The organism is Kluyvera sp. CRP (genome assembly GCF_019930565.1).
In the GTDB taxonomy this organism is placed as follows: Bacteria; Pseudomonadota; Gammaproteobacteria; order Enterobacterales; family Enterobacteriaceae; genus Kluyvera; species Kluyvera georgiana_A.
The window spans coordinates 2,269,775-2,293,343 of the sequence record NZ_CP082841.1 but is presented as its reverse complement, the minus strand read 5'-3'; the positions used below and the strand labels follow the sequence as shown (position 1 = coordinate 2,293,343).

The following is a 23,569-nucleotide window of genomic DNA, read 5'->3' as shown; positions in this document are numbered from 1 at the left end:
AATTTGTTTTTAGAAAAAAAGCGGCAAAGGATAGTTCAGAAATGGGATTATGCAGAGGACATTGTAGGCCGGATAAGCGAAGCGCCATCCGGCAATGTGCACCGAACAGCCGGATGGCGCTTCGCTTATCCGGCCTACAGGTGATCCGCGAGGGTTCTGAATCAGCAGTGCGATTTCAGCGCCGCAATATCCTTTGGCGTAGTTCGGCAGCAGCCGCCAATCAGCTTTGCTCCGGCGGCCAGCCACTGCGGCAGATAGCCTTCCAGCGTGGCGCAGGCTTCACCGTGGTGATGCCAGGTTTTACTCACCGCGTCATAGTGCTCACCCGAGTTCGGATAGACCACCAGCGGCAACGGCGTCAGGCTGTGCAGATACTCCAGCGCCTCGACGGTTTTTTCCAGCGCGATACAGTTAATTCCGACCGCCAGAATCTGCGGATAATCCGCCAGCAGGGCCAGCACATCGCGCAGCGGCGTGCCGTCGCTCAGATGCTGAGCATCGCGTAGCGTAAACGAGAACCACGCCTGCGCTACCGGATACTCGGTCAGCAGCTGCGCCAGCGCACGAATTTCATCAAACGACGGCAGGGTCTCACAGGCCAGCAGATCGACACCGCCATCCAGCAACGCTTCAACGCGCGGGCGGTGGAAATCCTGGAACACCTGCGCGCTGCGCTGGTAGTCGCCGCGGTACTCCGAGCCATCCGCCAGGTACGCGCCGTAGGGCCCCACGGAACCGGCAATCAGCAGCCCGTGGGCCGCCGGGTTTTCCGCGCGATACGCATCACGCGCCTGACGCGCCAGCTCAACGCTTTTAATAATCAGCGCCCGCGACTGCGTTTCATCCAGCCCGCGGGCGGCAAAACCGTCCGGTGTGGCCTGATAGCTGGCGGTGATCGCCACCTGCGCCCCGGCTCGGAAATAGTCGAGATGCACGTCGTAAATCAGCTGCGGATTTTCCATCAGTACTTTGGCCGACCACAGGCTGTCGGCCAGATCGCAGCCGCGCGCCTCCAGTTCGGTGGCCATCGCCCCGTCGAGTAATACGAAGGGACGATCGTTCAGAATGGCGGTTAAAGGATTATTCTGCGACATGCTGCGGCTCCTGTTGGCTCTGGCGCGAACGCGTTAAGAAATAGGCACCATAGCACAGCGCCACGAACGGAATCCCGCACCACAGCGCGATACGCTGCGACGGGTCAAAGGCCAGCCCCACGCAGGCCACCAGGCACAGCACGAAGCCCAGCACCGGCACCAGCGGATACCACGGCGCGCGGTAGTGCAGCTCGCTCAGCGCCTTGCCCTGCTGGAGATGACGGCGACGGAACACGAAATGCGAGGCGCAGATGCTTATCCACACCGCCACTACCGCAAAACCGGAAATAGCCGACAACGCCACAAAAACGGTATCCGGGGCGACGATGCTGGAGAGCAGCGCCAGCAAGCCGCCAAGCATACTCACCGATAGCGCCACCAGCGGCACGCCGTTATTGGTCAGCTGCGAGAAACAGCGCGGCAACGTGCGCTCGTTGGACAGCGACCACAGCATACGACCGGAGGCGTACAGCCCGGAGTTGGCCGCCGACAGAATCGCCGTCAGGATCACGAAGTTAAAAATGTCCGCCGCATAGGGAATGCCCACCTTCTCAAAGACCAGCACAAACGGACTTTTTTCGACGCCCGCCTGCTGCATCGGGATCAGCGCCGCCAGCACGAACACGGTGCCGATAAAGAAGATAATCAGCCGCGCGATAGTGGTCCGAATGGCTACCGGGATCACCTTGTGCGGGTTCTCGGTTTCACCGGCGGCAATGCCGATAAGCTCGGTGCCGGAGAAAGCAAAATTCACCGCCACCATGGTCATCAGAATCGGCAGCCCACCGTGCGGGAACCAGCCTTCGGCGGTAATATTACGCAGCCCCGGCGCCGGTGAGCCGTCCTGCATGGGGATAAACCCGAAGATGGCCGCGCCGCCCAGAATAATAAACGCGATGATGGTGATAACCTTCACCAGCGAGAACCAGAACTCCCCCTCGGCGAAAAAGCGCGTCGAGATAACATTCAGGCCGAAAATCAGCACGCAGAACAGCAGGCACCAAATCCACACCGGCACCTGCGGGAACCAGTACTGCATACAGAACCCGGCGGCGGTAAAGCTCGATCCTAGCGCTACCGTCCACGTCAGCCAGTAGAGCCACGCCACGGTGTAGCCAGTGGCCGGGCCGAGATAACGGGCGGCATAAACGTGGAACGCGCCGGTTTCCGGCATCGCCACCGACAGTTCGCCGAGGCACTGCATCACCAGCCAGACCACCAGCGCACCGATCAGATAGGCCAGCAGCGTACCCGCCGCACCGGTGGTGGAGATGATATAGCCGGTATTGAAAAAAAGCCCTGTGCCAATAACACCGCCCAGCGACAGCATCACCAGGTGGCGGGTCTTCATGGTGCGCTTCAGTTGCCCACCTTGTTGTTGTGTTGTGTTTTGCATTATTACCTTCTAAACGTATGGACATCTAAACATCCAAATGAGAAGGAGGTTATACAACGATTGTTAACGAATTGCAAAGCGGTGGGGAGCAGCAGGAATGAAGGAAGGGTGCGGCTTGTTCCCCTCACCCTGGCCCTCTCCCCAAAGGGGCGAGGGGATCGAACGGTGCAGTTGGTGGGTATGGCGCGGGTTTGCTCCCTCTCCCTTCCAGGGAGAGGGCTGGGGTGAGGGTACAGCGCATACCCTCACCCACCGCGGACGCTTACTCGTCGAAGAACCAGTATCCCTGGTTAATCAGCGCCGTCAGTTCCGCGACAAACGCCGGATTTCGCAGCGCCTCGCCAAAATGGGTTTTATCCAGTTCGGTATAGCGGCACAGCATGTCAGCCGCCTGCGGTTCGCAGGTCTCCAGCTTCTCGCTGTTGATAAAGAAGCTCTCGCCCACGTTCAGTACCCGCAGCCCGTTGAGGCGGCGCAGGGTTTCCCCATCTTCCAGCGCAGCAAGTACTTCTTCCGGTTCGAACGGCGGCTCCGCAGGGGCAATATCCAGCTCGTGGCGCGGCGTACTGGCAAAACTGCCGAACCACTGTTTGAAATCGTTCGGCTGACGGATCATGTCGATCATCATCATCCGCAGACGCTCCAGCTCGTGCTCTTCCACCTTACCCGCATGTTCGCGACGGGTGAGATCCGGGTCGGTGTAGTACTTCTCGCCGAGATCGTTCTCCAGCACGTAGTCGGCGAAACTGCTGATCAACTCGCGACCGTTCGGGCCACGGAAGCCGACGGAGTAGTTCAGCGTATCTTCATAGGTATACCCATCGTGCGGGAATCCTGGCGGAATATAGAGGATATCGCCCGGTTCCATTTCCACTTCAATAATCGGCGTAAACGGCTCAACGTGCAGCAGCGCCGGATGCGGGCAGTGCTGTTTTAACGGCAGCGCGTCGCCCACGCGCCAGCGACGACGGCCCATCCCTTGAATAATAAAGACGTCATACGGATCGATATGCGGGCCAACGCCGCCGCCCGGCACCGAGAAGGAGATCATCAGATCATCGAGGCGCCAGTCAGGCAGCACGCGGAACGGGCGCACCAGTTCGGCGGCAGGTTCGTGCCAGTGGTTCACCGCCTGCGCCAGCAGCGACCAGTTCTTCTCCCCCAGATGGTCAAAATCCTCAAACGGGCCGTTGCTCGCCTGCCACTTGCCGTCAACGTGGCTCACCAGACGGCTGTCAACCTCCATCTCCATCGCCAGACCGGCCAGTTCGTCAGGCGTAATCGGGTCGACAAAATTCGGGAACGCGTTTTTCAGGACCACCGGTTGTTTCTGCCAGTATTTCTCCAGAAACTCCGACCAGTTAAGGTTGAGTTGATAAGCCATGTTTTTTATACCATCAGTAGAGGGGTAGGCTCGATTATAAGGAGGGCTGCCCGGGGTCCGCTTTGTGATGAATCAATTGCGGATGCACACTGATGAATAGAATTCATAACGTCTTACTATTTTGCCTGATTATCCGTTCAGAAAATCAATATATTCTATCGGCCTTTAACACTCCCGAATGGAACAATATGACTGGTACTCCGGCGCGGAAGACACCCGCCAAAGGTCAGCATGGCCTGCTTTTTGTTGTCATCCTCAGTGCCTTAATGGCTTTTACCTCGCTCTCAACCGATATTTATCTTCCCGCCATGCCGGTGATGGCGCGCGATTTACACGGCAACGTCGAACTCACGATTACCGGTTTTTTAGTCGGTTTTTGCATTGCCCAACTGCTCTGGGGGCCGCTAAGCGACCGTTTTGGCCGTCGCTTGCCGCTGTTTATCGGCCTGGGACTATTTATCATCGGTTCGATCGGCTGCGCGCTCTCGCGCAATATTGAGCAGATTGTCTTTTGGCGTGTATTCCAGGCGCTGGGGGCCTGCACTGGCCCAATGCTGGCGCGTGCGATGATCCGTGACCTATTCAGTCGTACCCGCGCCGCGCAAATGCTCTCGACGCTGATCCTGATGATGGCCATCGCTCCCATTGCCGGACCGCTACTCGGCGGACAGATCATTGTGTTTGCCAGCTGGCACGTCATTTTCTGGCTGCTGGCTGTGATTGGCGTACTGATGTTCTTTACTCTCTTCTGGCTACCGGAAACGCTGCCGGAAGAGAAGCGTGTTAAAGCGTCGCTGGGCGGCGTGTTTAAGAACTACGGCCTGCTGTTAACCAACGTCGCCTTTATGCGCTACACCCTGTGCCTGACCTGCTTTTACGTCGCCGCCTACGCGTTTATCGCCGGGTCGCCATTCGTCTATATCAGCTACTTCGGCGTCGATCCGCAGCACTACGGCTGGTTATTCGCGCTGAACGTTGTTGGCGTCATGCTCATAAGCGTGGTAAACCGCCGAATCGTCCACCGCTATCCGCTGGAGACGCTGCTAAAGATATCGCTGTTGGTGGCGGGCGCGGCGGCAATCGTGTTGGCGATTGCCGCGCGCTGGCAGATGGGAGGTCTGCTGCTGATCGTGGTGGCAGTGTTCATACTGTTTTCGATGAATGGGATTATCGCCGCCACCTCGACTGCCGCCGCGCTGGACGCCGCACCAAACGTCGCGGGTTCCGCCTCAGCGCTGATTGGCGCATTGCAATACGGTAGCGGGATTATTTCGTCACTGCTGTTGGCGACGCTCAGCGACGGCACGCCGTGGACCATGGCGTGGATCATGGCGCTGTTTACCCTCGCCAGCACCGCAATAGCCCTGACGACGCGCGCCAGGGCCGTGGCGTAATCAGGCGCTGACTACGCGATTGCGCCCCTGCTGTTTGGCCCGGTACAGCGCCGCATCGCTGCTGCTGATAAGCTCAGCGGCGATGTCCGCGACGCTTTGAATGCTGCACACCGACAGCGGCGAATCCCAGGTCATCACGCCCAAACTGATGGTCAGCACGCTGCCGATGGGGTTGGTTTCATGCACAATCTCCAGCGCCATTACCCGCTCGCGCAGGCGTTCAGCCACCGCCAGCGCGCCTTCCGCGCTGGTGTCCGGCAGTATCACCAGAAACTCTTCGCCGCCGTAGCGGCTCACGCTATCGCCCGGGCGCAGGCCGCCTCTCAACGCGTCTGCTACGGCGCGCAGCACCTGGTCGCCCGCCGGGTGACCATAGGTGTCGTTGTAGCGTTTAAAGAAGTCGATATCCGCCATGCACAAAGACAGCTGCGAGCCCTCGCGCTGTGCACGGGTAATTTCATAGCTCAGACGGTCATCCATGTAACGACGGTTGAACAGGCCGGTAAGATGGTCGCGTTCGGCATACTGCAATAATGTCTGATTAGCGTGGGCAAGCTGCTGTTCCGCCAGCTTGCGGTCGGTGATGTCCATCCACGCCGAAGAAATACCCGCCACGTTGCCGCCCGCGTCGTACACCGCCATAGGCTTAATGTAGAAATAGCGACCATAGAGAAACAGCTCTTTGCTGGCAATCTCTTCACCGCCGTCGAGCAGAATGAAATCCTGCTGGAACAGCAGGTGCCATTCCGGCATCAGCGTTTTGAGCAACTGCCCCACCAGCTTTTCCTCTGGCTGCCCCAGCAGCTCACCCATCGCCTTGTTCGCTTTCGTTAACATGCCGTGACGATCAATCACGCACAGCGCCAGCGGCGTGTTCTGGTAGATGGATTCCAGCTGCAACACCCGCTCGCCGAGCTGGGAGATATCCCGATCGGTACCGCGATAGCCGGTCAGTTGGCCGTTTTCATCAAACAGCGGAATACCGCTGGTTTCGAGGATCACCGCCCGACCATCTGCGCGCAGGTTGCGGTTAATCAGACCCGAGAAGGGTTTGTGCGATGAGAGCACATCGCGGAAGGTACTCTCCAGCCGCTCGGCCTCGCCCGGCGCCATAAAATCAAACGGCGTACGGCCCAGCACCTCTTCGGCCGAGTAGCCGAGCAGGCGCATCACCACTTCTGAGGACCAGACGTAGCGCCCCTGCGTATCCACTTCCCACACCCAATCGGTGTTATGGTTGAGGAGATCGGCCAGCCTGCCGGAATCCATCGGGTCTTTCTGTACGAACGGCTTCTCCATTGTCATTCACCCTCTCCTTTGGTGTGATCGGCCTGACGAAGTGGTGTTTTTTCAACCACTTCATCAACCAAAACAAAATGACCTGTTATTTAATAGCCCGGAAGGCTTTGACGATTTGTGCGGCTGCACTATTTTATACCAAAGATAAAGGAGCCGTGCTCGTGATTGCAATTCAATATTTGTGTCCAAAATGTGCCGGTGTTACTGAAATAACCGACATTGAAAAAATAAAAAACGCGGAAGATCAATATCCGTTAACCTGTCACGCTTGTGGCGCGCCTTTCAGTAAAGACGCGCTTATCAAATTCGCCCGTCAAAAAGCCGAAGAAATGATTAACGAAGCCTTATTTCAATTAAAAAACTCGTCGCTTCAAGGAAATAAATAACCCGATAAGTTTTTCCTCAGCTACCACAGGAAAATATTAGATCTCATCCCTGTAGCGCTATTTATTTATTTTTCTTCATTTTCCCTAATCTATTTTTTAGTCCGTATTCAGAGCCTTACGCGCACAGAAGTGATAGCGCAAAAAATCGACGTTTGCTAACGTGGTTTCTCCATTCACTACGGCAAGGAGAGACACATCGTGTCACAGCCGCTGATTACTGCTCTCATCCCCGGAACCGGGTTTCCTGAACTCGACAACTACCGCAGCCGTCAGGCCGCTTTCTATAGCGATGACTACGGTCAACGCGCCCGCTATCGCCAGCACAACGAGGCCCTGCTTCAGCAGAACCGGAGCCCGCAGGTCGTTTTCTTCGGTGACTCCATTACCGACGGCTGGGATTTAGCGCAGAGCTTTCCGGGAAAAAACTACCTCAACCGCGGTATTGGTGGGCAAACCACCGCGCAGATGCTGGTGCGCTTTCGCCAGGACGTGCTAAACCTGCGCCCGCAGGCGGTGGTGATCCTCGCTGGCACCAACGACATCGCGGGCAATACCGGTCCGGTGAGCAATCTGGAAATTGAAGAGAACATCATGACGTTCGCCGAGCTGGCCACGCTACACGGTATTCAGGTGGTGATATCGTCCGTGCTTCCGGTCCATGACGCGAATCCCGACTCGCAGGATCTCTACGCCCAGCGTCCGCGCGAGCGCCTTATCGCGCTAAATCACTGGCTGAAAAGCTGGAGCGCGACGCAAGGCTTTGTCTGGCTGGATTACGCCACGCCAATGACGGACGCATGCGGCAAACTGATTACCCGCTACTCCGATGATGGTCTGCATCCCAACGCGGAAGGCTATCGCGTGATGGCCCCACTGGCGGAAAATGCCGTTCAGGCGGCACTGTCGAAGGGAGATGGGGACTCTCCTTCCGGCTCACGATGATTCATTGGCGCTGCGGCCATCGGGCAATCGATCCTGACCTGCCCGATGGCATTTAGGTAGTGAAGAAGGCTTAAGCCAGCGCTTCGGCCTCCATCATCACCGGATGGAAACGGCGTTTGAAATAGATGAGCCCGTGCCCCTCTTCTTCCGCCAACGCGATATGCTGAACCTCCACCAGATAGACCAGATGGCTACCGATGGTCTGCACCTGGCGTATCTCGCCTTCCAGACTTGCCAGCGCCGCCTTTAACACCGGCTGCCCCAACGCGCCGCGCTGCCAGCCTGCGAGATTAAAGCGCTCGTCCATCGCCATACCGGTCATGCCGGCAAAGTGACGCGCCATGATCTCCTGTTCATGGTTGAGCACGTTGATGCACAGCTTACCGTTGCCCTGGAACACCGGGTTCATGGCGCTGTTGGCGTTGATACACACCATCACCGATGGCGGCGTATCCGTCACCGAACAGACGGCGGTAGCGGTGATCCCGCAGCGACCCGCTTCCCCTTCGGTGGTGACGACGTTAACGGCGGCCGACAGGCTGGCCATGGCATCGCGAAAACGCAGACGTTGTTCATCTAATTGCATTGTGACCTCCCGCTGCCCATTACTTCAGCAGCTTATCCAGCAGATTAATATCAGCGTTGTTGTGCAGGTGTGGCACCGTCCAGCCGTTCTGGTCGTATTCAGACAGGCAGCGATCGACCATCGCCATCATTTTGTCCATGTTGCCGGAGGTCTGGGCCTGGCGCAGACACTGCAGGCGGATCTCATCCTGGCTACCGGAGTAGTTAATTTCGTACAGCTCGTGACGGCCGCCGAACTCGCTGCCGATGGCATCCCACATCAGTTTTAAGATCTTGATGCGCTCCACGTGATCCATGCCGTTGGAGCCGCGCACGTATTTCGCCAGATATCGATCAATCTGCGGATTGTTCAGATCGCGGGCGCTCGACGGCAGGTAGATAAGCCCGCTGGTCACGTTACGTTCGATAATATTTTTGATTTTGGCGTAGGCCATCGGCGCCATCACGCGGTAGGTTTGCAGCGCCGCGTGATCCGGCAGGTACGCGCCGTTAACCCACGGGGTCGCTTCAGAACACATGGAGTCGCTCAGCGCCCAGAACATGTTGCGCCACGCCACCACTTCGCCAAGATCCGCCTGCACGCCGCGGAACTCCGAAGTACCGGTGCACTCCAGCGATTTCTTCAGCAGGCCGGTAATAAAGTCGAGCTTCACCGCCAGACGCACGCACGCCTGTAATGGGTACATACGGGCAAAACCACCTTCCATCGTCCAGCGACGGCAGCGATCGAAATCGCGGTAGATCAGGACGTTTTCCCAGGGGATCAGTACGTTATCCATCACCAGAATCGCATCGTTCTCGTCAAAGCGGCTGGAGAGCGGATAGTCGTACGGAGAGCCAGTTGCGCCCGCCACCATCTCGTAGGAGGCGCGAGAAATCAGCTTCACGCCCTCGGCATCCATCGGTGCGACGAACATCAGCGCGAAGTCTGGGTTTTCGCCCATCACCTGCGCGGAGCCGAAGCCGATCATGTTGTAATGGGTCAGCGCCGAGTTGGTCGCCACCACCTTCGCGCCGCTCACAATAATCCCGGCGTCGGTCTCTTTCTCCAGCTTGATGTAAACATCTTTCACTTCATCAGCCGGTTTGTGGCGGTCGATGGGCGGGTTAACGATCGCGTGGTTGAAGTACAGACCGGTTTCCTGAATGCGCGAGTACCAGTGGCGGGCGTTCTGCTCAAACTGGCCGTAGAACGCCGGGTTCGCCCCCAACGCGCTGCCGAAGGCCGCTTTGTAGTCCGGAGTACGCCCCATCCAACCGTAGGAGAGACGTGACCACTCGGCGATGGCGTCGCGCTGCTGACGCAGGTCGTCGGCGCTTTTCGCCACGCGGAAAAATTTATGGGTGTAGCCGCCGCTGCCGGTATCAGTGCTCCAGCACAGCTTGTCCTGCATTTCCGGCTTGTGCAGCGCATCGTACAGCTGGCCGACAGAGGCTGCCGCGTTGCGGAAGGCGGGATGGGTAGTGACATCCTTGACGCGCTCGCCGTAGATGTAGATCTCACGGCCATCCTGGAGGCTTTTCAGGTACTCTTCACCGGTTAACGGACGTTTGGTGTCTGCGCGGAAATCTTCAGGTTTCATTCGGGTACACTCCAGTATTCATCGGATTTGTTAAATTTATGTTTTGTTCTTGTTTCGTAATTGAAGCGTTTAAAACGCAGACGGTGAAGAGACTTTTGGGTCAACGGCTGGTACTTTTCGGGCGGGGGGCGGTTCTGTGATCTGGGTAGGGTTTGGCGCGTGTTTGCCCCTCACCCCGGCCCTCTCCCCAAAGGGCGAGGGAGAAAACCCGCACGGTCGGTCCCCTCTCCCCTATGGGGAGAGGGTTAGGGTGAGGGGGGAACCTACGACACCGGGACTTTCTGCGCGCGAAACGCGCTCGGCGAACACCCCACTAAGCGATTAAAAAAGCGCGCAAAATAGGCCGGGTCCTTAAAGCCAAGCTGCCAGGCAATCTCGCTCACCGCGCTGTCGGAAAACAGCAGCAGACGCTTGGCCTCACGCAGCTGTCTGTCAAAAATCAGCCTTTTCGGCGGACGATTAGCGAAGCGGCGGCAAATATCCGTTAGCCTGGATTCGGTCAGGTGCAGCTCGCTGGCGTAGTCCGGCACCGTCCAGTGGCGGTGATAGTGGCTATCAATCATCTGGTTAAAGCGCTGGAACAGCTTCAGTTCGCCGCGCACGCCGCTGGCCGCGTGGTCGTCGAGCGGCGCGTTGCGCAGCAGCAACGTGAACACCGCCTGCGCCAGCAACACCAGGGTATGCTCGCGCCCCGGCAGCTCAGAGGTCGACTCGCGCTGAATCAGCCGCCAGTAGTGCGCCAGCGCCGCCAGTTCGTCGGGTTTGTCCGCCAGCGACAGGCACATTCCCGGCAGGCCGAACGCCTCACGGGTGCCGGGGTATAGCACCTCCAGCAGCGGCCAGATCAACTCTTCCCGCACTGTCAACACGTGACCGTCGCTGTCCGACTCGGTGATAAAGGCGTGCGGGACCGACGGCGGCGTCAGCACAAACAGCGGTGCCTGCACCGAGTAGCGGTGATCGTCGAGCTGCAGCTCAATCTGCCCGGTATCGAGAAAGTGCATCTGGAAGAACTGATCGTGGCGATGCGCCTGCATATCGCGGCCAAAAAACTCCGCCATGCGGGCAAACGACTGATAGTGCACATCCCTGGTGCCCAGACTCTCTTCATACTCGGTACTGATGTCGATATTGGTAATCACACGCTGGCACATAACGTCGGCTCCTTACGGCGTGGCGCGTGGGCGGGAAGATTTCATCGGTATCACCCAGATAATGGCCGCCCCCAGCACCAGTAGCGCTGCGACAAACCATAATCCGCTGTTAAAGCTGCCGGTCACATCTTTCAGCCAGCCAATCATAAACGGACTCAGCGCCGACCCAATGTTGCCCGTGGCGTTGATCACCGCGATGCCGATCGCCCTGGCGCGCAGGCTGATGGATTGATCCGGTGTGGTCCAGAAAATCGCCATCGCGCTAAACGATCCGGTCGAGGCCATCACGATCCCCAACAGTTGGATCAGGCTATGGTTGGTCGCCGAGGCCAGCAACCAACCGGCGGCGGCAAACAGGAACGGCAGCGCCGTGTGGTGCTTACGCTCCTGGTACTTATCCGAATGGCGGCTCCAGTAGATCATGCCAAGAATGGTACAAATCTGCGGGATTGCCGCCAGCAGGCCGATGGTGATGTTGCTGCTGCCCTCGTTAAAGCTCTTGAGGATTTGCGGTGTCCAGATACTGATGGCGCTGAGCGTATTAGTCAGGCAAAAGTAGGCCAGCGTGTACATCAGGACGATCGGCGTAAACACTTCGCGCCACAGGCTGCGCTGCTGCATCGCGGTATGGCTAATCGCCCCTTCCGGCTGCACCAGCGTCAGGCGATCGTTATCCATCATTTCCTGTAAGCACTTTTTATCCTCGTCGGTCAGCCATTTGGCCTTCGCCGGGGAGTCGTCGAGCCAGTACCAGACCATCACGCCGAGCAGCACCGCCGGGAATCCTTCCAGCAGGAACAGCCACTGCCAGCCGTGCATATTCAGCAGACCGTCCATCGACAGAATATAGCCTGAGACAATCGAGCCCAGCGCGGTGGTTACCGGCATGGCAATCATAAACAGGGCGTTAGCGCGGGCGCGGAAAAACGCCGGGAACCAGTAGGTTAAGTACAGCAGAATCCCCGGCAGGAATCCGGCTTCGGTGATGCCCACCAGCATGCGCAGCACGTAGAGGCTTTTCGGCCCGACGGCGAACATGGTGGCGGTGGAGGCGATACCCCACAGCACCATAATGGTGGCAATCCAGCGCCGCGCGCCAACAATGCTCAGCATAATGTTGCTGGGAATGCCGAAAATCACGTAGGTGGCGTAGAACAGCGTGGTGGCGAGGCCGAACATGGTGGCGTTGAGGCCGAGATCCGCCCCCATCGTCAGCCCGGCAAAGCCGATATTGATACGATCTAAGAATGAGAAGATAAACAGCACGAACAAAAACAGAACCAGACGACGAAACAGTTTGTTGATAACCGATTGTTGGCCTGCCGTCAGCCGCTTGTGCTGGTCGGCCGGGTTGAGTTGCTCCGGAATTGCAGGTGATGTGTCGCTCATTGTCCTTTCCTCTGATGGGAATTTGCGTAGGGTGAAGCAGTGTTGTTGCCCGGTGCGCTTCGCTTGCCGGGCCGACATGTCGATGGGTCTCCCCGGCACGCGTTAATACACGCCGGACGACCCGAGCGAGGTTTTCTCCGCGCCAAAGCGTGCCGCCAACGCCTCTGCACCGCGCGCCAGCAGGGTGGTATCGACGCCAACGGCGACAAACAGCGCCCCCAGCTCCAGATAACGTTTCGCCAGCTGTTCATTCGCCATCAGAATGCCCGGCGCTTTTCCCGCCGCACGAATCTGCACGATGGCCTGTTCAATCGCCGCCTGCACTTCCGGGTGCTGCGGATTGCCGGCAAAGCCCATATCGGCGCTGAGGTCCGCCGGGCCGATAAACACGCCGTCCACGCCGTCGACGTCGAGGATCTGCGCCAGATTGTTCAGCGCTTCACGAGTTTCAATCTGCACCAGCACGCACATGGCGTCGTTGGCCTGGTGGAGATAATCCGGAATGCGGTTCCAGCGTGACGCCCGCGCCAGCGCGCTGCCCACGCCGCGAATACCCTGCGGCGGATAGCGGGTTGCGGACACTGCGGCTCGCGCTTCGTCGGCGTTTTGCACCATCGGCACCAGCAGCGTTTGCGTGCCAACGTCCAACAGTTGCTTAATCTGTACCGCGTCATTCCACGACGGACGCACCACCGGCTGGCTTGGATAAGGCGCGATCGCCTGTAGTTGGGTCAGCACGGTCTGGACGTTGTTCGGCGCGTGTTCGCCATCAATCAGCAACCAGTCAAACCCAGCGCCTGCCAGCAGCTCGGCGCTGTAGCTGCTGGAGAGCCCGAGCCACAGGCCAATCTGCGGCAGGCCTGCTTTCAGCGCGTCTTTGAAGCTGTTCTTCATCATCATCGTCTTTTCCTTTTATACAAACCGGCAGGTAATCGCGCCCATGTTGCCGTAATCAACATGGAAGGTGTCGCCCTTACGCGCCGGTACCGGACGGGTGAACGAGCCGCCAAGGATAATCTGCCCTGCTTCCAGCTGAACGTCATACGGCGCCAGCTTGTTCGCCAGCCACGCCACACCGTTCGCCGGGTGGTTAAGTACCCCTGCGGCAACGCCGGTCTCTTCAATCACGCCGTTGCGATACAGCAGCGCGGAGATCCAACGCAGATCCAGTTCATCAGGCTTAATCGGACGCCCGCCGAGGATCACGCCAGCGTTGGCGGCGTTGTCGGAGATGGTGTCGAATACCTTGCGCGGACGCTGGGTTTCCGGGTCCACGTTATGGCTGCGGGCGTCAATCAACTCCAGCGCTGGGATCACGTAGTCGGTGGCGTTATAGACATCGAACAGCGTGCAGTTCGGTCCGCGCAGCGGCTTTGCCAGTACGAACGCCAGTTCCACCTCAATGCGCGGGACAATAAAGCGGTCGGTCGGAATCTCGCTGCCGTCGTGGAAGAACATGTCGTCGAGCAGCGCGCCGTAGTCCGGTTCGTTAATCTGCGAGCTGGCCTGCATCGCTTTGGAGGTCAGGCCGATTTTGTGGCCTTTGAGCGTTCGCCCTTCGGCAATCTTCATCGCAACCCATTCACGCTGCACGGCGTAGGCGTCTTCGATGGTGATGTCCGGGTAATCCAGCGAGACGGCACGGATCTGCTCACGCTGTTTTTCAGCCTGATTTAGCCGCTGGGCGATCAGGGTACGGGTCTGTTTATCGAGCATAGTGATTCCTGTGGCTGTGTTTTCTCCCTCTCCCTGTGGGAGAGGGCCGGGGTGAGGGCATCAGGCCGCGGAGGTCCCCCCTCACCCTAACCCTCTCCCCAAAGGGGCGAGGGGACTGACCGAGTGCGTGTTTTCTCCCGCCTCAAAAGAAGCGAAGGACTGGGCGGGCCGGTCTTATTTAAATAACGCGTGCACGTTGTTCTGTTTGTAATTCAGCGTCGGGTGCAGCTCGTCAATCTCAAACGACAGCGCCAGATAGCGGCTGTCCATCAGCGTGGCGAAGTGGGCTGTAATCAGCCCGAACAGCATTTCGCCCACCTCCTGACGGCTCTCCAGGCTGCGGCCTGCGCCGATTTTCAGCGTCATATGCACAAACGCGTAATCATGCTTACCGTCGGCCATCTGCCAGGTATCCAGCCAGTGGGCGCGGCTGCGGATGCCGCCGATGGGGAAAATTCCGGTGGCGACCAGCGCCTCGTTCACCTTGCTGAACAGGCTCGGTAAATCTGCCTGCTCGCGGATGTTGGTAGTGCATTCAGCAATAAAGTGCGGCATGGTTCATCCTCACGCTGGCAGCGGGAATACGGCGTTCACCTGCCCGGTGCCGGAGCTGGCGAACAGATCGGTAATAAACTCCACCTTGCCGTCGTACTTATCCCAGCCCAGCATTCCCAGCAGCATCACGGTGTCGTGCATGTTGCCTTCGCCGTAGCAGTAGTCGGCGTACTCCGGCAGCATGGTGCAAAACTCCTTGAACTTGCCCTCGCGCCATAGCTTGACCACGCGTTCGTCCATCTGATGGTCAAACTCGCGGGTGTAGCTGTTCATCCCCTCTTCCGCACGCTGGTCGTCGATAAAACGGTGCGACAGCGAGCCGCTGGCGAACACCGCCACGGTGCCGTCGTATTTTTCTATGGCTTTCAGGATCGCCTCGCCCAATCTGCGGCTGTCGGCAAAGTCATGCACGGTGCAAAACGCCGAGATGGAGACCACCTTGAAGTGCTTATCGGCGTTCATATAGCGCATCGGCACCAGCGTGCCGTACTCCAGCTTCAGGCTTGGAATGTTGTGCGCTTTGGCGCGCACGCCCAGCGCTACGGCTTCGTCGGCAATCAGCTGGCCCAGTTCGGGATTACCGTCATAGTCGTAGGTCATGTCGCGAATAAAGTGCGGCAGCTCGTTGCTGGTGTAGATGCCCTTAAAGCTTTCCGCGCAGTTAATGTGGTAGGCGCTGTTCACCAGCCAGTGAGTATCGAACACAATAATGGTGTCGACGCCCATTTCACGGCAGCGCTTGCCGATCTCTTTATGCCCATCGATGGCCGCCTGACGGCAGCCAAAGTTTTTCCCCGGAATTTCAGAGAGGTACATCGACGGCACGTGAGTAATTTTTGCTGCTAACGCGAGCTTGCCCATATCACACTCCCCACTTAGGAATCGGGTGATCGCCCATTGAGATGCAGACGTTCTTCATCTCCGCGAACACTTCAAAGCTGTACTCGCCGCCTTCGCGCCCGGTACCGGAGGCCTTCACGCCGCCGAACGGCTGGCGCAGGTCGCGCACGTTCTGGGTGTTGACGAACACCATCCCGGCCTCGATGCCGCGTGCCAGACGCAGCACTTTGCTGATGTCCTGGGTCCAGATATAGGAAGCCAGGCCGTACTCAATGTCGTTGGCCAGACGCAGCCCTTCCGCCTCGTCTTTGAACGGCAACAGGCAGGCTACCGGACCAAAAATCTCTTCCTGCGCCACGCGCATCCGGTTATCGACGTCCGCCAGCACTGTTGGGCGCAGGAAGTTGCCGCCACGCAGGTGTGCTGGCAGGTCAGTGGGTTTTTCCGGGCCGCCGGCCAGCAGGGTCGCACCCTCTTCAATGCCAAGGCGGATATAGCCGGAGACCTTTTCCCAATGCTGCTGGCTAATCAGCGCGCCGACCTGAGTATTCGGGTCGTTCGGGTCGCCGACGCGCAGGCGGTTGGCGCGCTCGGCAAAGCGTTTGACGAATTCCGGGTAGATGCTCTGCTGGATAAAGATGCGCGAACCGGCGGTACAACGTTCGCCGTTGATCGAGAAGATGGTGAACAGCGCGGCGTCCAGCGCCCGTTCAATGTCGGCATCCTCAAAAATCAGCACCGGCGATTTGCCGCCCAACTCCATCGAGTATTTTTTCAACCCGGCGTTTTTCATGATGTTGCGCCCGGTGGCGGTGCCGCCGGTAAAGGAGACCGCACGCACATCGTGGTGGCGTACCAGCGCATCGCCCGCCGTCGCGCCATAGCCCTGCACCACGTTCAGCACCCCAGGTGGAATGCCCGCTTCCAGCGCCAGCTCGCCCAGACGGTCGGCGGTTAACGGCGACAGTTCGGACATTTTCAGCACCGCGGTGTTACCCAGCGCCAGGCACGGCGCGACCTTCCAGGTGGCGGTCATAAACGGTACGTTCCACGGCGACACCAGCGCGCACACGCCCACCGGCTGCACGAGGGTGTAGTTGAGCATCTTGTCGTCGACCGGATAGGTTTTGCCGTTCATCTGCTGGCACACTTCGGCGAAAAACTCGAAGTTATGCGACGCGCGGGGGATCAGCACGTTTTTGGTCTGATGAATCGGCAGGCCGGTGTCGGCGGTTTCCATCGCCGCGATTTCCGGCACGTTCTGGTCAATCAGGTCGCCCAGACGACGCATCAGGCGTGCGCGCTCTTTCATCGGCAGATTGGCCCACTTCGGGAAAGCCTCTTTCGCCGCGGCTACCGCCTGATTCACTTCCGCTTCGCCGCCGGAGGCGACTTCCGCCAACACGTCGCCGGTCGCCGGGTTGGTGGTGTGGAAATAGTCATCGCTGGCGACGCTTTTGCCGTTGATCCAATGGTTAATTTTTTTCATTTTGCAGACTCCTCGCTGACAATCCGGTTCACCAGGCGACCGACGCCTTCCACTTCCACAATCACTTCATCTCCCGGCACCACGTCAGAGAGCCCTTTCGGCGTGCCGGTGGCAATCATGTCGCCCGGTTGCAACGTCATAAATTGGCTCAGGTAAGAGACCAGAAACGGTACGCTGAAGATCAGATCGGCGGTGGTGCCTTCCTGACGCAGCTCGCCGTTAACGTAAGTGCGCAAGGTGAGGTTATGCGGATCGGGAATTGCCGCTTTTGGCACGATATTGGGGGAAACGGGCGTCAGCCCGTCGCGGCTTTTTACCCGCAGGTTCGGGCGATAGTAGTTTTCCAGGTAGTCACGAATGGCGTAGTCGTTACAGACCGTGTAGCCCTCGACGTAGTCCATCGCTTCAGCTTCACTGACCTTGCGCGCGGTTTTGCCAATCACCACCACCAGCTCCGATTCGTAGTGCATGTACTCGACGTTGTCCGGGCGCACCGAAGTCTGGTTATCGCCGGTAAGGGTGTTCGGCGCTTTGATAAACACCAGCGGCTCTTCCGGCGGCTTGAAGTCCAGTTCGCTGGCGTGATCGGCGTAGTTCAGCCCCAGCGCAAACAGGGTGCCGTGGTCGTACGGACGTGGCACCGGGCGAGCGTCCGCTTCGGCGACTACCGGGTTTTCCAGCGGCGGGAAACCTTCTGCCAGTACGCGGACCCGATCGCCGGGACGCAGCGCCACGCGGTTGTGCGGGGTGCCCAGCAGAATGGCATCGCCCGGATTCAGCGTGGCGAAATCGCTCAGGGCGCTCAGCAGCTCGGCGGCATTGCGCGTGAGGTCGGCAGTGCTACACTGGTCGGCGTGGCGACCGTTGATTTCGGTGATGATGGTCAGGTTGTCGACGTTATCAACGCTCACCATTTCCCCCAGCGGGCAGAAGCCGTCACGGCATTTGGCTTTAATCGCCGGGCGATAGAAGCTCTCTTCCGGCAGGCTGACTTCGTTCGCCAGCGCGTATCCGGCGATATAGTCCACCGCGTCTTCAACGCTAACTTTACGCGCCGTTTTGCCCACCACCAGCGCCACCGTTGCCCCGCTGAATACCGCCTCTCCCTCCGGGTACGGGATCGGCTGACCGCCTTCGGTGACGGTATTGTGCGGTTTGATAAACCAGACGGCGGTTTTAGGCGGTGCCTTATAGGGGGCCTGCTCGAACGCGTCGCGCCAGGCATCAAGCTGGCTGCGATGGTTGAGCGCCACGGCGAAAACGGTACCTTTCATTTACAGCTCCTCAGAGACAGCATTTATTTCGTTAATATATTAATGATCTGTTTTATGCCTCCACTGCTCATTTAGCAAACACAAGTAATTTTTTTGTGACTCGATTAACAATAATTTTACACAAACTAAAAATAGTCGTTCATAATCAATGAACTAATGAAATTTCATTTCAGCAACGTCGGGTTTCATCAAAAATATGCTGTTGATAAAAGCAACATTGCTATATTGTTCATATATTAATGATGAGAAGTGGCAGGAGGCAGAATGCACGATTCTTTAACCATCGCCCTGATGCAGGCGCGAGAAGTGGCGATGACCTATTTTCGGCCGATCGTGAAGCAGCACAATCTGACGGAGCAGCAGTGGCGGATTGTTCGCGTGCTGGTCGACAACCCTTCAATGGACTTCCACGATCTGGCTGCCGCGACCTGTATTCTGCGCCCCAGCCTGACCGGGATTCTGACGCGCATGGAGCGCGATGGGCTGGTGTTACGCCTGAAGCCGGTCAACGATCAGCGCAAACTTTATGTCTCGCTCACCAAAGAGGGGTACGCGCTGTACGAGCGCGCGCAGGCGAAAGTGGAAGAAGCCTACCTGGAAATTGAACAGAAGTTCACGCCGGAGAAGATGAAACAGCTGACGGCGTTGCTACACGAGTTTATTACCCTCAACAAATAGCCCCTTATCTGCCTGTTTTCACAGCAATTCGGGCAGAATGAAACCGCCCTTAACGGTTCATTACGTCATTACTTACCCCGATACACTTAAGTGGTACGCCATCCTAATAATTTTGAATCAGATCACATAATTTTCTGAAACACAGGTTTAATATTCAGAAAAATGTGACACGGATTCACTAATTCTCATAAAAGGACCGCTGTGTGCCGCCGTATGGCTGGCGATTTATCTTCTCTCTGTATGACCGCAGTTGCGCCTGTTCACCCGCAGGCCGTCTCATATCCTAAGAAGTAAAGGAACGTTTTATGCGCACTACTGGTCATACGCGCTGGTTTATGGTGGCTCTTGTCACGCTTGGCACGATTTTATGCTATTTAACCCGCAATACTATTTCGGCCGCTGCGCCGACGCTTCAGAGCGATCTTCATGTCACTACCCAGCAATATTCCTGGATCGTGGCGACATTTTCCGCCTGCTACACCATTGCCCAGCCCATCGCGGGTTATGTGCTTGATACGCTAGGCACCAAAGTAGGTTATACCCTGTTTGGCGCACTGTGGGGCATCTTCTGCATCGGTGCCGCCTTCACCAACAGCTGGCAAGGCCTGGCGCTGTGTCGTGGCTTAGGGGGTTTTGCCGAGAGCGCGATGATCCCCGCCGGGCTGAAATCGGTCACCGAATGGTTCCCGGATCACGAACGTTCCGTCGCCGTGGGCTACTTCAACGTCGGTTCTTCGATGGGCGCCATCATTGCGCCGCCGATGGTGGCATGGGCCATTTATATTCACAGCTGGCGTCTGGCGTTCGTGATCGTCGGGATAGCCAGTATTGTGTGGGCGCTGGGATGGTACCTGGTCTATAACCGCCCGGGCCAGTACAAGAAACTGAGCAAAGAAGAGTACAACTACATCACCGAAGGCCAGCCAGAGAAAAAAACGGTCGATAAAGTACACATCGGCCAGCTGCTGAAGCAACGTAAATTCTGGGGCATCGCCCTGCCGCGCTTCCTGGCGGAACCGGCGTGGGGGACCTTCAACGCCTGGATCCCGCTGTTTATGGTGCACACCTACGGCTTCAACCTGAAAGATATCGCCATGTTTGCCTGGATCCCGATGCTGTTCGCCGATATGGGCTGCGTCATCGGCGGCTATCTGCCGGGGATCTTCCAGCGTGTCTTTGGCGTCAATATTGTGGTTTCACGTAAGCTGGTTGTCACCATGGGCGCAGCGCTGATGATCCTGCCGGGCATGGTCGGTCTGTTCAGCAGCCCGTTCGTGGCTATTGCGCTGCTGTGCGTCGGCGGTTTTGCCCACCAGTCGCTGTCCGGCGCGTTGATTACGCTCTCTTCCGACATGTTCGATCCGGGCGAAGTGGCCACCGCCAACGGTTTTACCGGCATGGCTGCATGGACCGCCAGCACCTTATTCGCCCTGGTGGTTGGCGCGCTGGCGGACACACTGGGCTTTAGCCCACTGTTTGCCGTGCTGGCAGTATTTGATGTGATTGGGGCGATTATTCTGTGGGCGCTGCTGCGTTCGCCAGAGCCTGAGCTGGAAGCGAACCCGGCCAGCTGAGCAAACCTCCCCTGCGGCGCTTCGCCAGGCCGGGCTAACGTTTATGTAGCCCGGCCTGCGCTAGCCGACTCCATGGGAGCCGCTACCCCATAATGGTCGCGACACCCATATGCGTGAAGGAAGATTTCACCGTCTGCCCGCTGACGCTTTTCACCACGGCATAGGCGCCGGTGGTGTCGTAATCCGTGTCGGTGATGCCAATGCCATTGTCGTCGTAGAATGCGCTTTGTGGCGCATTAATGGTAATTGGGTGCCCTACTTCGCTCGCGGTCACTGTGTGGATCGAAGAGGTCCACGTCTGGCTGCGTGGGTTATAGGATGGGCCGCCATCATCGCCGTATACCTGGAAGTGCAGCACAATCTGGTCCCCTTCCTTCATACCCGCATAAGGCGTTATCTGGAAATCAACGCCGCCGCTGGATTCATTGATATTGACGACATCATCCGATCCAATCCCCAGAGGAATCGGCCCATCAACTTGACCAATAGATTCAGCGATAAAGTTCGATGTGAAGCTCATCTGGTGCTCGCCGACTTTCGCCTGCACCTGGACGTCTTCCGCCGCTGTATCCGTGAAGCTGATATACGCATTCCCCTTCGCGTCCGTCACCGTTGTTGAATGTTTAATCTCTGCCTTAGAGGACGGCGATACCAGAGACCAACTCACTGTTTCACCTGCTGCTGGTTCGTGCTGACCATTTTCAACCGAAACCTGCACGATATTCTGGTGAACGCCATCGGCAATGACGCCATTTTTCACTGCGGACATCTCTACGTTAGTAATAATCTGCGAGCCCTGAATAAACGTCACGCTGCCGGAATCGCTGATATCATCCATTTTCGCCGTTACGGTCACTTTCTCCGGAACGGTATCCGTTAAGGCAAAAAGCGCCACGCCGCTATCATTGGTGATGGTTTCCGTTTTATTGCCCTTTGCCGTATCCGAGCTATCAGACCAGGCCACGGTCTGATGGCTCATCGGCTTACCGTTTTCATCGGTGACGACGGCTTTCAGTATTCCGCGATCCTGGCCATCAGCGCTTGCCGCCCCCCTCACCGTGCTGACCACGATGTGCCTGGTCTTATCACCACCACTCCCCTCAACAAACGTGGCTTTCGAGGTCTTCGTCTGCTGCTCTACGGTCGCGGTCACGTCCACTGTTTCTGCGACAACATCAGTTAAGCCCACGGTAGCAAGGCCGTAGCTATCCGTAGTGCTGGACGCTCGTGCCAGCTTCGCAGAACCGCTAACAGACCAGTTAACGGTGACGTTGGCCATCGGCGTACCGTCAGAATCGGTGACCCGCGCCACGGCGAAATCTTTGGTCGTACCGTCAGAATCCACCCCATTGCGCACAATTTGTATCGCTAAATCCGTGGTAGGCGCGTCTGGCGTCGGTTTTTCCTGCTTGCGGTAGTCCAGCACGATTTCATTATTACGCTCGACAAGATCGTAACGGCTGCCTGCGAGGCTTCGACGATACGCCACCTGATCGCCCGACAATTGTGATGACAAAGATTGTCCCAGCACATAGTGGAAAGCCAGGGAGAACTGGGTGTCATCCACCGAATCCTGACCGCGTTTATAGTCTATGCCTGCGGTCACCAGCGGAATCGGCGTATAGTTCAGACCCACCGTGACCGCAGAAGGATCTTTTTGCAGGTGGTCGGTATCAAATAGCGCAACATTATCGCCATAATACTGTTCGTACATGACCTTTGCGCCCAATTGCGGATAAGTCGGTAAATAGCCTTCAGCACGAATATCAAAACCATTTGCAGGCTTTTCATCGTAATCATCAAAATCACGTGAACTGTGCCAATCGGTAATACCGACATAGCCGTTTGCCGATAGTTTTAAATCATCGGTCCAGGCTTCGCCGCCAAATCCGGCGCGACGGTTACCACCGGTAAAATCATCATCAATAAAGCTGTTAATACCAAACATCCAGTTCGATGCATTAAATGTTCTGACGCCAAAACCAAGGTTTCCAGTAAAACGATCGTCCGGTGCGCGCATCCCCAATTGAGTGAAGATCACCGTTTTTTTGTTATCGTAAAACGGCAGCAGAAAATCAAAGGAGCTATCGTCCCAGTTGCCGTTGTTATCCACATTTAACTGCACGCGGGCAGTACCGAACTGCGAGAGCCAACCTTCCACGGAAGAAGAAGCATAGCTTGATGCGGCGGACGCCGCTGCACCTGCCGCCCCATTTGATTCGGTTGATGCCAGTGTGGAAGCTGTCCTGCTCAGCGTATCACTATAAGGATTAACGTCAGCATTCTCCGTCGCAGGTGCGTTAGCCATCGATTGTAGAGGGATCAACAGCAGCATCGGAGACAATACGCGCGGGACCTGTTTCAATTGAGCTAAAGAATAAGACACGCCATAACGACACAATAAAGATAATTTATTCATTTTATACAATGTGAATTTTCAGAAATGACAAAAATAGAGTATCAAGAGATACTCCGCGTTTTATTTAATTATTTCCATTTATTTGAAATGCAATGTGTTAACAGAAAGAAATATTGTAGTTACAAACCAGGATATAATAGTTGTTATCGAATAATATTATTTGGCGCAAGGCTTATTTGGTTGGTATTTTATCCAATTAAGAATAAATTGGCTCGATGTTTAGGTATCCGATTTTGGACACCCTGTGTAAATATAAAAAAATGTGGCAGAACAGTCGGTAAGGTATAGCAAAAAAAGAAAGGGATGCTTAAGGCGGTAATTGGGAGGATTATTATGTGGGCGCTGCTGCGTTCGCCAGAGCCTGAGCTGGAAGCGTACCCGGTTAGCTGAATGAACCACCCCGGCGGCGCTTCGCCTG

General features: G+C 57.1%; 20 protein-coding genes. 5 read left to right on the top strand and 15 right to left on the bottom strand.

The window, feature by feature from the left end; translation table 11 throughout:
- Positions 1-161: 161 nt before the first annotated feature.
- The 3 genes from mmuM to K7B04_RS10730 all read right to left on the bottom strand — a co-directional run bounded on the left by mmuM (position 162) and on the right by K7B04_RS10730 (position 3,874).
- The gene (mmuM, locus tag K7B04_RS10740; RefSeq protein WP_223803999.1) at positions 162-1,094 is read right to left on the bottom strand and encodes a homocysteine S-methyltransferase; all 933 of its coding nucleotides are present in this window, start codon (positions 1,092-1,094) and stop codon (positions 162-164) included.
- Positions 1,081-2,490, bottom strand: coding sequence for an S-methylmethionine permease (mmuP, locus tag K7B04_RS10735; RefSeq protein WP_223803998.1), 1,410 nt, complete (start codon positions 2,488-2,490; stop codon positions 1,081-1,083). The genes mmuM and mmuP overlap by 14 nt, the downstream gene beginning before the upstream one ends.
- A gap of 262 nt (positions 2,491-2,752) precedes the next feature.
- Positions 2,753-3,874, bottom strand: coding sequence for a cupin domain-containing protein (locus K7B04_RS10730; RefSeq protein WP_223803997.1), 1,122 nt, complete (start codon positions 3,872-3,874; stop codon positions 2,753-2,755).
- A gap of 188 nt (positions 3,875-4,062) precedes the next feature.
- On the opposite strand from K7B04_RS10730, the gene K7B04_RS10725 reads away from it, so the two are divergent.
- Positions 4,063-5,268, top strand: coding sequence for a multidrug effflux MFS transporter (locus tag K7B04_RS10725; protein ID WP_223803996.1), 1,206 nt, complete (start codon positions 4,063-4,065; stop codon positions 5,266-5,268).
- On the opposite strand, the gene K7B04_RS10720 is transcribed toward K7B04_RS10725, so the two are convergent.
- On the bottom strand, positions 5,269-6,573 hold the full coding sequence (locus K7B04_RS10720) for a GGDEF domain-containing protein (protein WP_223803995.1): 1,305 nt from the start codon (positions 6,571-6,573) through the stop codon (positions 5,269-5,271).
- On the opposite strand from K7B04_RS10720, the gene K7B04_RS10715 reads away from it, so the two are divergent.
- Both K7B04_RS10715 and K7B04_RS10710 read left to right on the top strand, forming a co-directional pair.
- On the top strand, positions 6,567-6,953 hold the full coding sequence (locus tag K7B04_RS10715) for a hypothetical protein (protein WP_223803994.1): 387 nt from the start codon (positions 6,567-6,569) through the stop codon (positions 6,951-6,953). The two genes, K7B04_RS10720 and K7B04_RS10715, sit on opposite strands and share 7 nt — an antisense overlap.
- Positions 6,954-7,151: 198 nt before the next feature.
- A complete protein-coding gene (locus K7B04_RS10710; RefSeq protein WP_167576585.1) occupies positions 7,152-7,895 on the top strand; it encodes an SGNH/GDSL hydrolase family protein in 744 nt (247 codons plus the stop codon).
- Between the two features lie 70 nt (positions 7,896-7,965).
- On the opposite strand, the gene K7B04_RS10705 is transcribed toward K7B04_RS10710, so the two are convergent.
- The 10 genes from K7B04_RS10705 to hpaG all read right to left on the bottom strand — a co-directional run bounded on the left by K7B04_RS10705 (position 7,966) and on the right by hpaG (position 18,480).
- Positions 7,966-8,481: a 4-hydroxyphenylacetate 3-monooxygenase reductase subunit gene (locus tag K7B04_RS10705; protein ID WP_223803993.1), complete on the bottom strand. Its 516-nt coding sequence runs from the start codon at positions 8,479-8,481 to the stop codon at positions 7,966-7,968.
- Positions 8,482-8,500: 19 nt separating this feature from the next.
- Complete coding sequence (gene hpaB, locus K7B04_RS10700; protein ID WP_167576587.1) at positions 8,501-10,063, bottom strand: 4-hydroxyphenylacetate 3-monooxygenase, oxygenase component; 1,563 nt, start codon at positions 10,061-10,063, stop codon at positions 8,501-8,503.
- 263 nt (positions 10,064-10,326) lie between these two features.
- A complete protein-coding gene (gene hpaA / locus K7B04_RS10695) occupies positions 10,327-11,217 on the bottom strand; it encodes a 4-hydroxyphenylacetate catabolism regulatory protein HpaA (protein WP_163447205.1) in 891 nt (296 codons plus the stop codon).
- A 12-nt stretch (positions 11,218-11,229) separates the two neighbouring features.
- Positions 11,230-12,606: a 4-hydroxyphenylacetate permease gene (hpaX, locus tag K7B04_RS10690; RefSeq protein ID WP_167576591.1), complete on the bottom strand. Its 1,377-nt coding sequence runs from the start codon at positions 12,604-12,606 to the stop codon at positions 11,230-11,232.
- Positions 12,607-12,708: 102 nt separating this feature from the next.
- A complete protein-coding gene (gene hpaI, locus K7B04_RS10685; RefSeq protein WP_223804148.1) occupies positions 12,709-13,500 on the bottom strand; it encodes a 4-hydroxy-2-oxoheptanedioate aldolase in 792 nt (263 codons plus the stop codon).
- 18 nt (positions 13,501-13,518) lie between these two features.
- Positions 13,519-14,322, bottom strand: a complete 804-nt coding sequence (gene hpaH / locus K7B04_RS10680) for a 2-oxo-hept-4-ene-1,7-dioate hydratase (protein WP_163447201.1) — start codon at positions 14,320-14,322, stop codon at positions 13,519-13,521.
- A gap of 174 nt (positions 14,323-14,496) precedes the next feature.
- Positions 14,497-14,877 (bottom strand): 5-carboxymethyl-2-hydroxymuconate Delta-isomerase, encoded by a 381-nt coding sequence (locus K7B04_RS10675; protein ID WP_223803992.1) that lies wholly within the window; start codon positions 14,875-14,877, stop codon positions 14,497-14,499.
- Positions 14,878-14,886: 9 nt separating this feature from the next.
- A complete protein-coding gene (gene hpaD / locus K7B04_RS10670) occupies positions 14,887-15,738 on the bottom strand; it encodes a 3,4-dihydroxyphenylacetate 2,3-dioxygenase (RefSeq protein WP_167576595.1) in 852 nt (283 codons plus the stop codon).
- 1 nt (position 15,739) lies between these two features.
- Complete coding sequence (hpaE, locus tag K7B04_RS10665) at positions 15,740-17,206, bottom strand: 5-carboxymethyl-2-hydroxymuconate semialdehyde dehydrogenase (protein WP_167576597.1); 1,467 nt, start codon at positions 17,204-17,206, stop codon at positions 15,740-15,742.
- A complete protein-coding gene (gene hpaG, locus K7B04_RS10660; protein ID WP_223803991.1) occupies positions 17,203-18,480 on the bottom strand; it encodes a 4-hydroxyphenylacetate degradation bifunctional isomerase/decarboxylase in 1,278 nt (425 codons plus the stop codon). Before hpaG ends, hpaE begins: the two co-directional genes overlap by 4 nt.
- 264 nt (positions 18,481-18,744) lie before the next feature.
- Here hpaG and hpaR point away from each other — a divergent pair, with 264 nt between their 5' ends.
- Together hpaR and K7B04_RS10650 are read left to right on the top strand one after the other, a co-directional pair.
- Positions 18,745-19,158: a homoprotocatechuate degradation operon regulator HpaR gene (gene hpaR / locus K7B04_RS10655; protein ID WP_064547751.1), complete on the top strand. Its 414-nt coding sequence runs from the start codon at positions 18,745-18,747 to the stop codon at positions 19,156-19,158.
- A gap of 305 nt (positions 19,159-19,463) precedes the next feature.
- Positions 19,464-20,732, top strand: coding sequence for an MFS transporter (locus K7B04_RS10650; RefSeq protein ID WP_163447191.1), 1,269 nt, complete (start codon positions 19,464-19,466; stop codon positions 20,730-20,732).
- A gap of 82 nt (positions 20,733-20,814) precedes the next feature.
- Here K7B04_RS10650 and K7B04_RS10645 read toward each other — a convergent pair whose 3' ends face one another.
- Positions 20,815-23,067, bottom strand: coding sequence for an inverse autotransporter beta domain-containing protein (locus tag K7B04_RS10645; protein WP_223804147.1), 2,253 nt, complete (start codon positions 23,065-23,067; stop codon positions 20,815-20,817).
- Positions 23,068-23,569 lie beyond the last annotated feature (502 nt).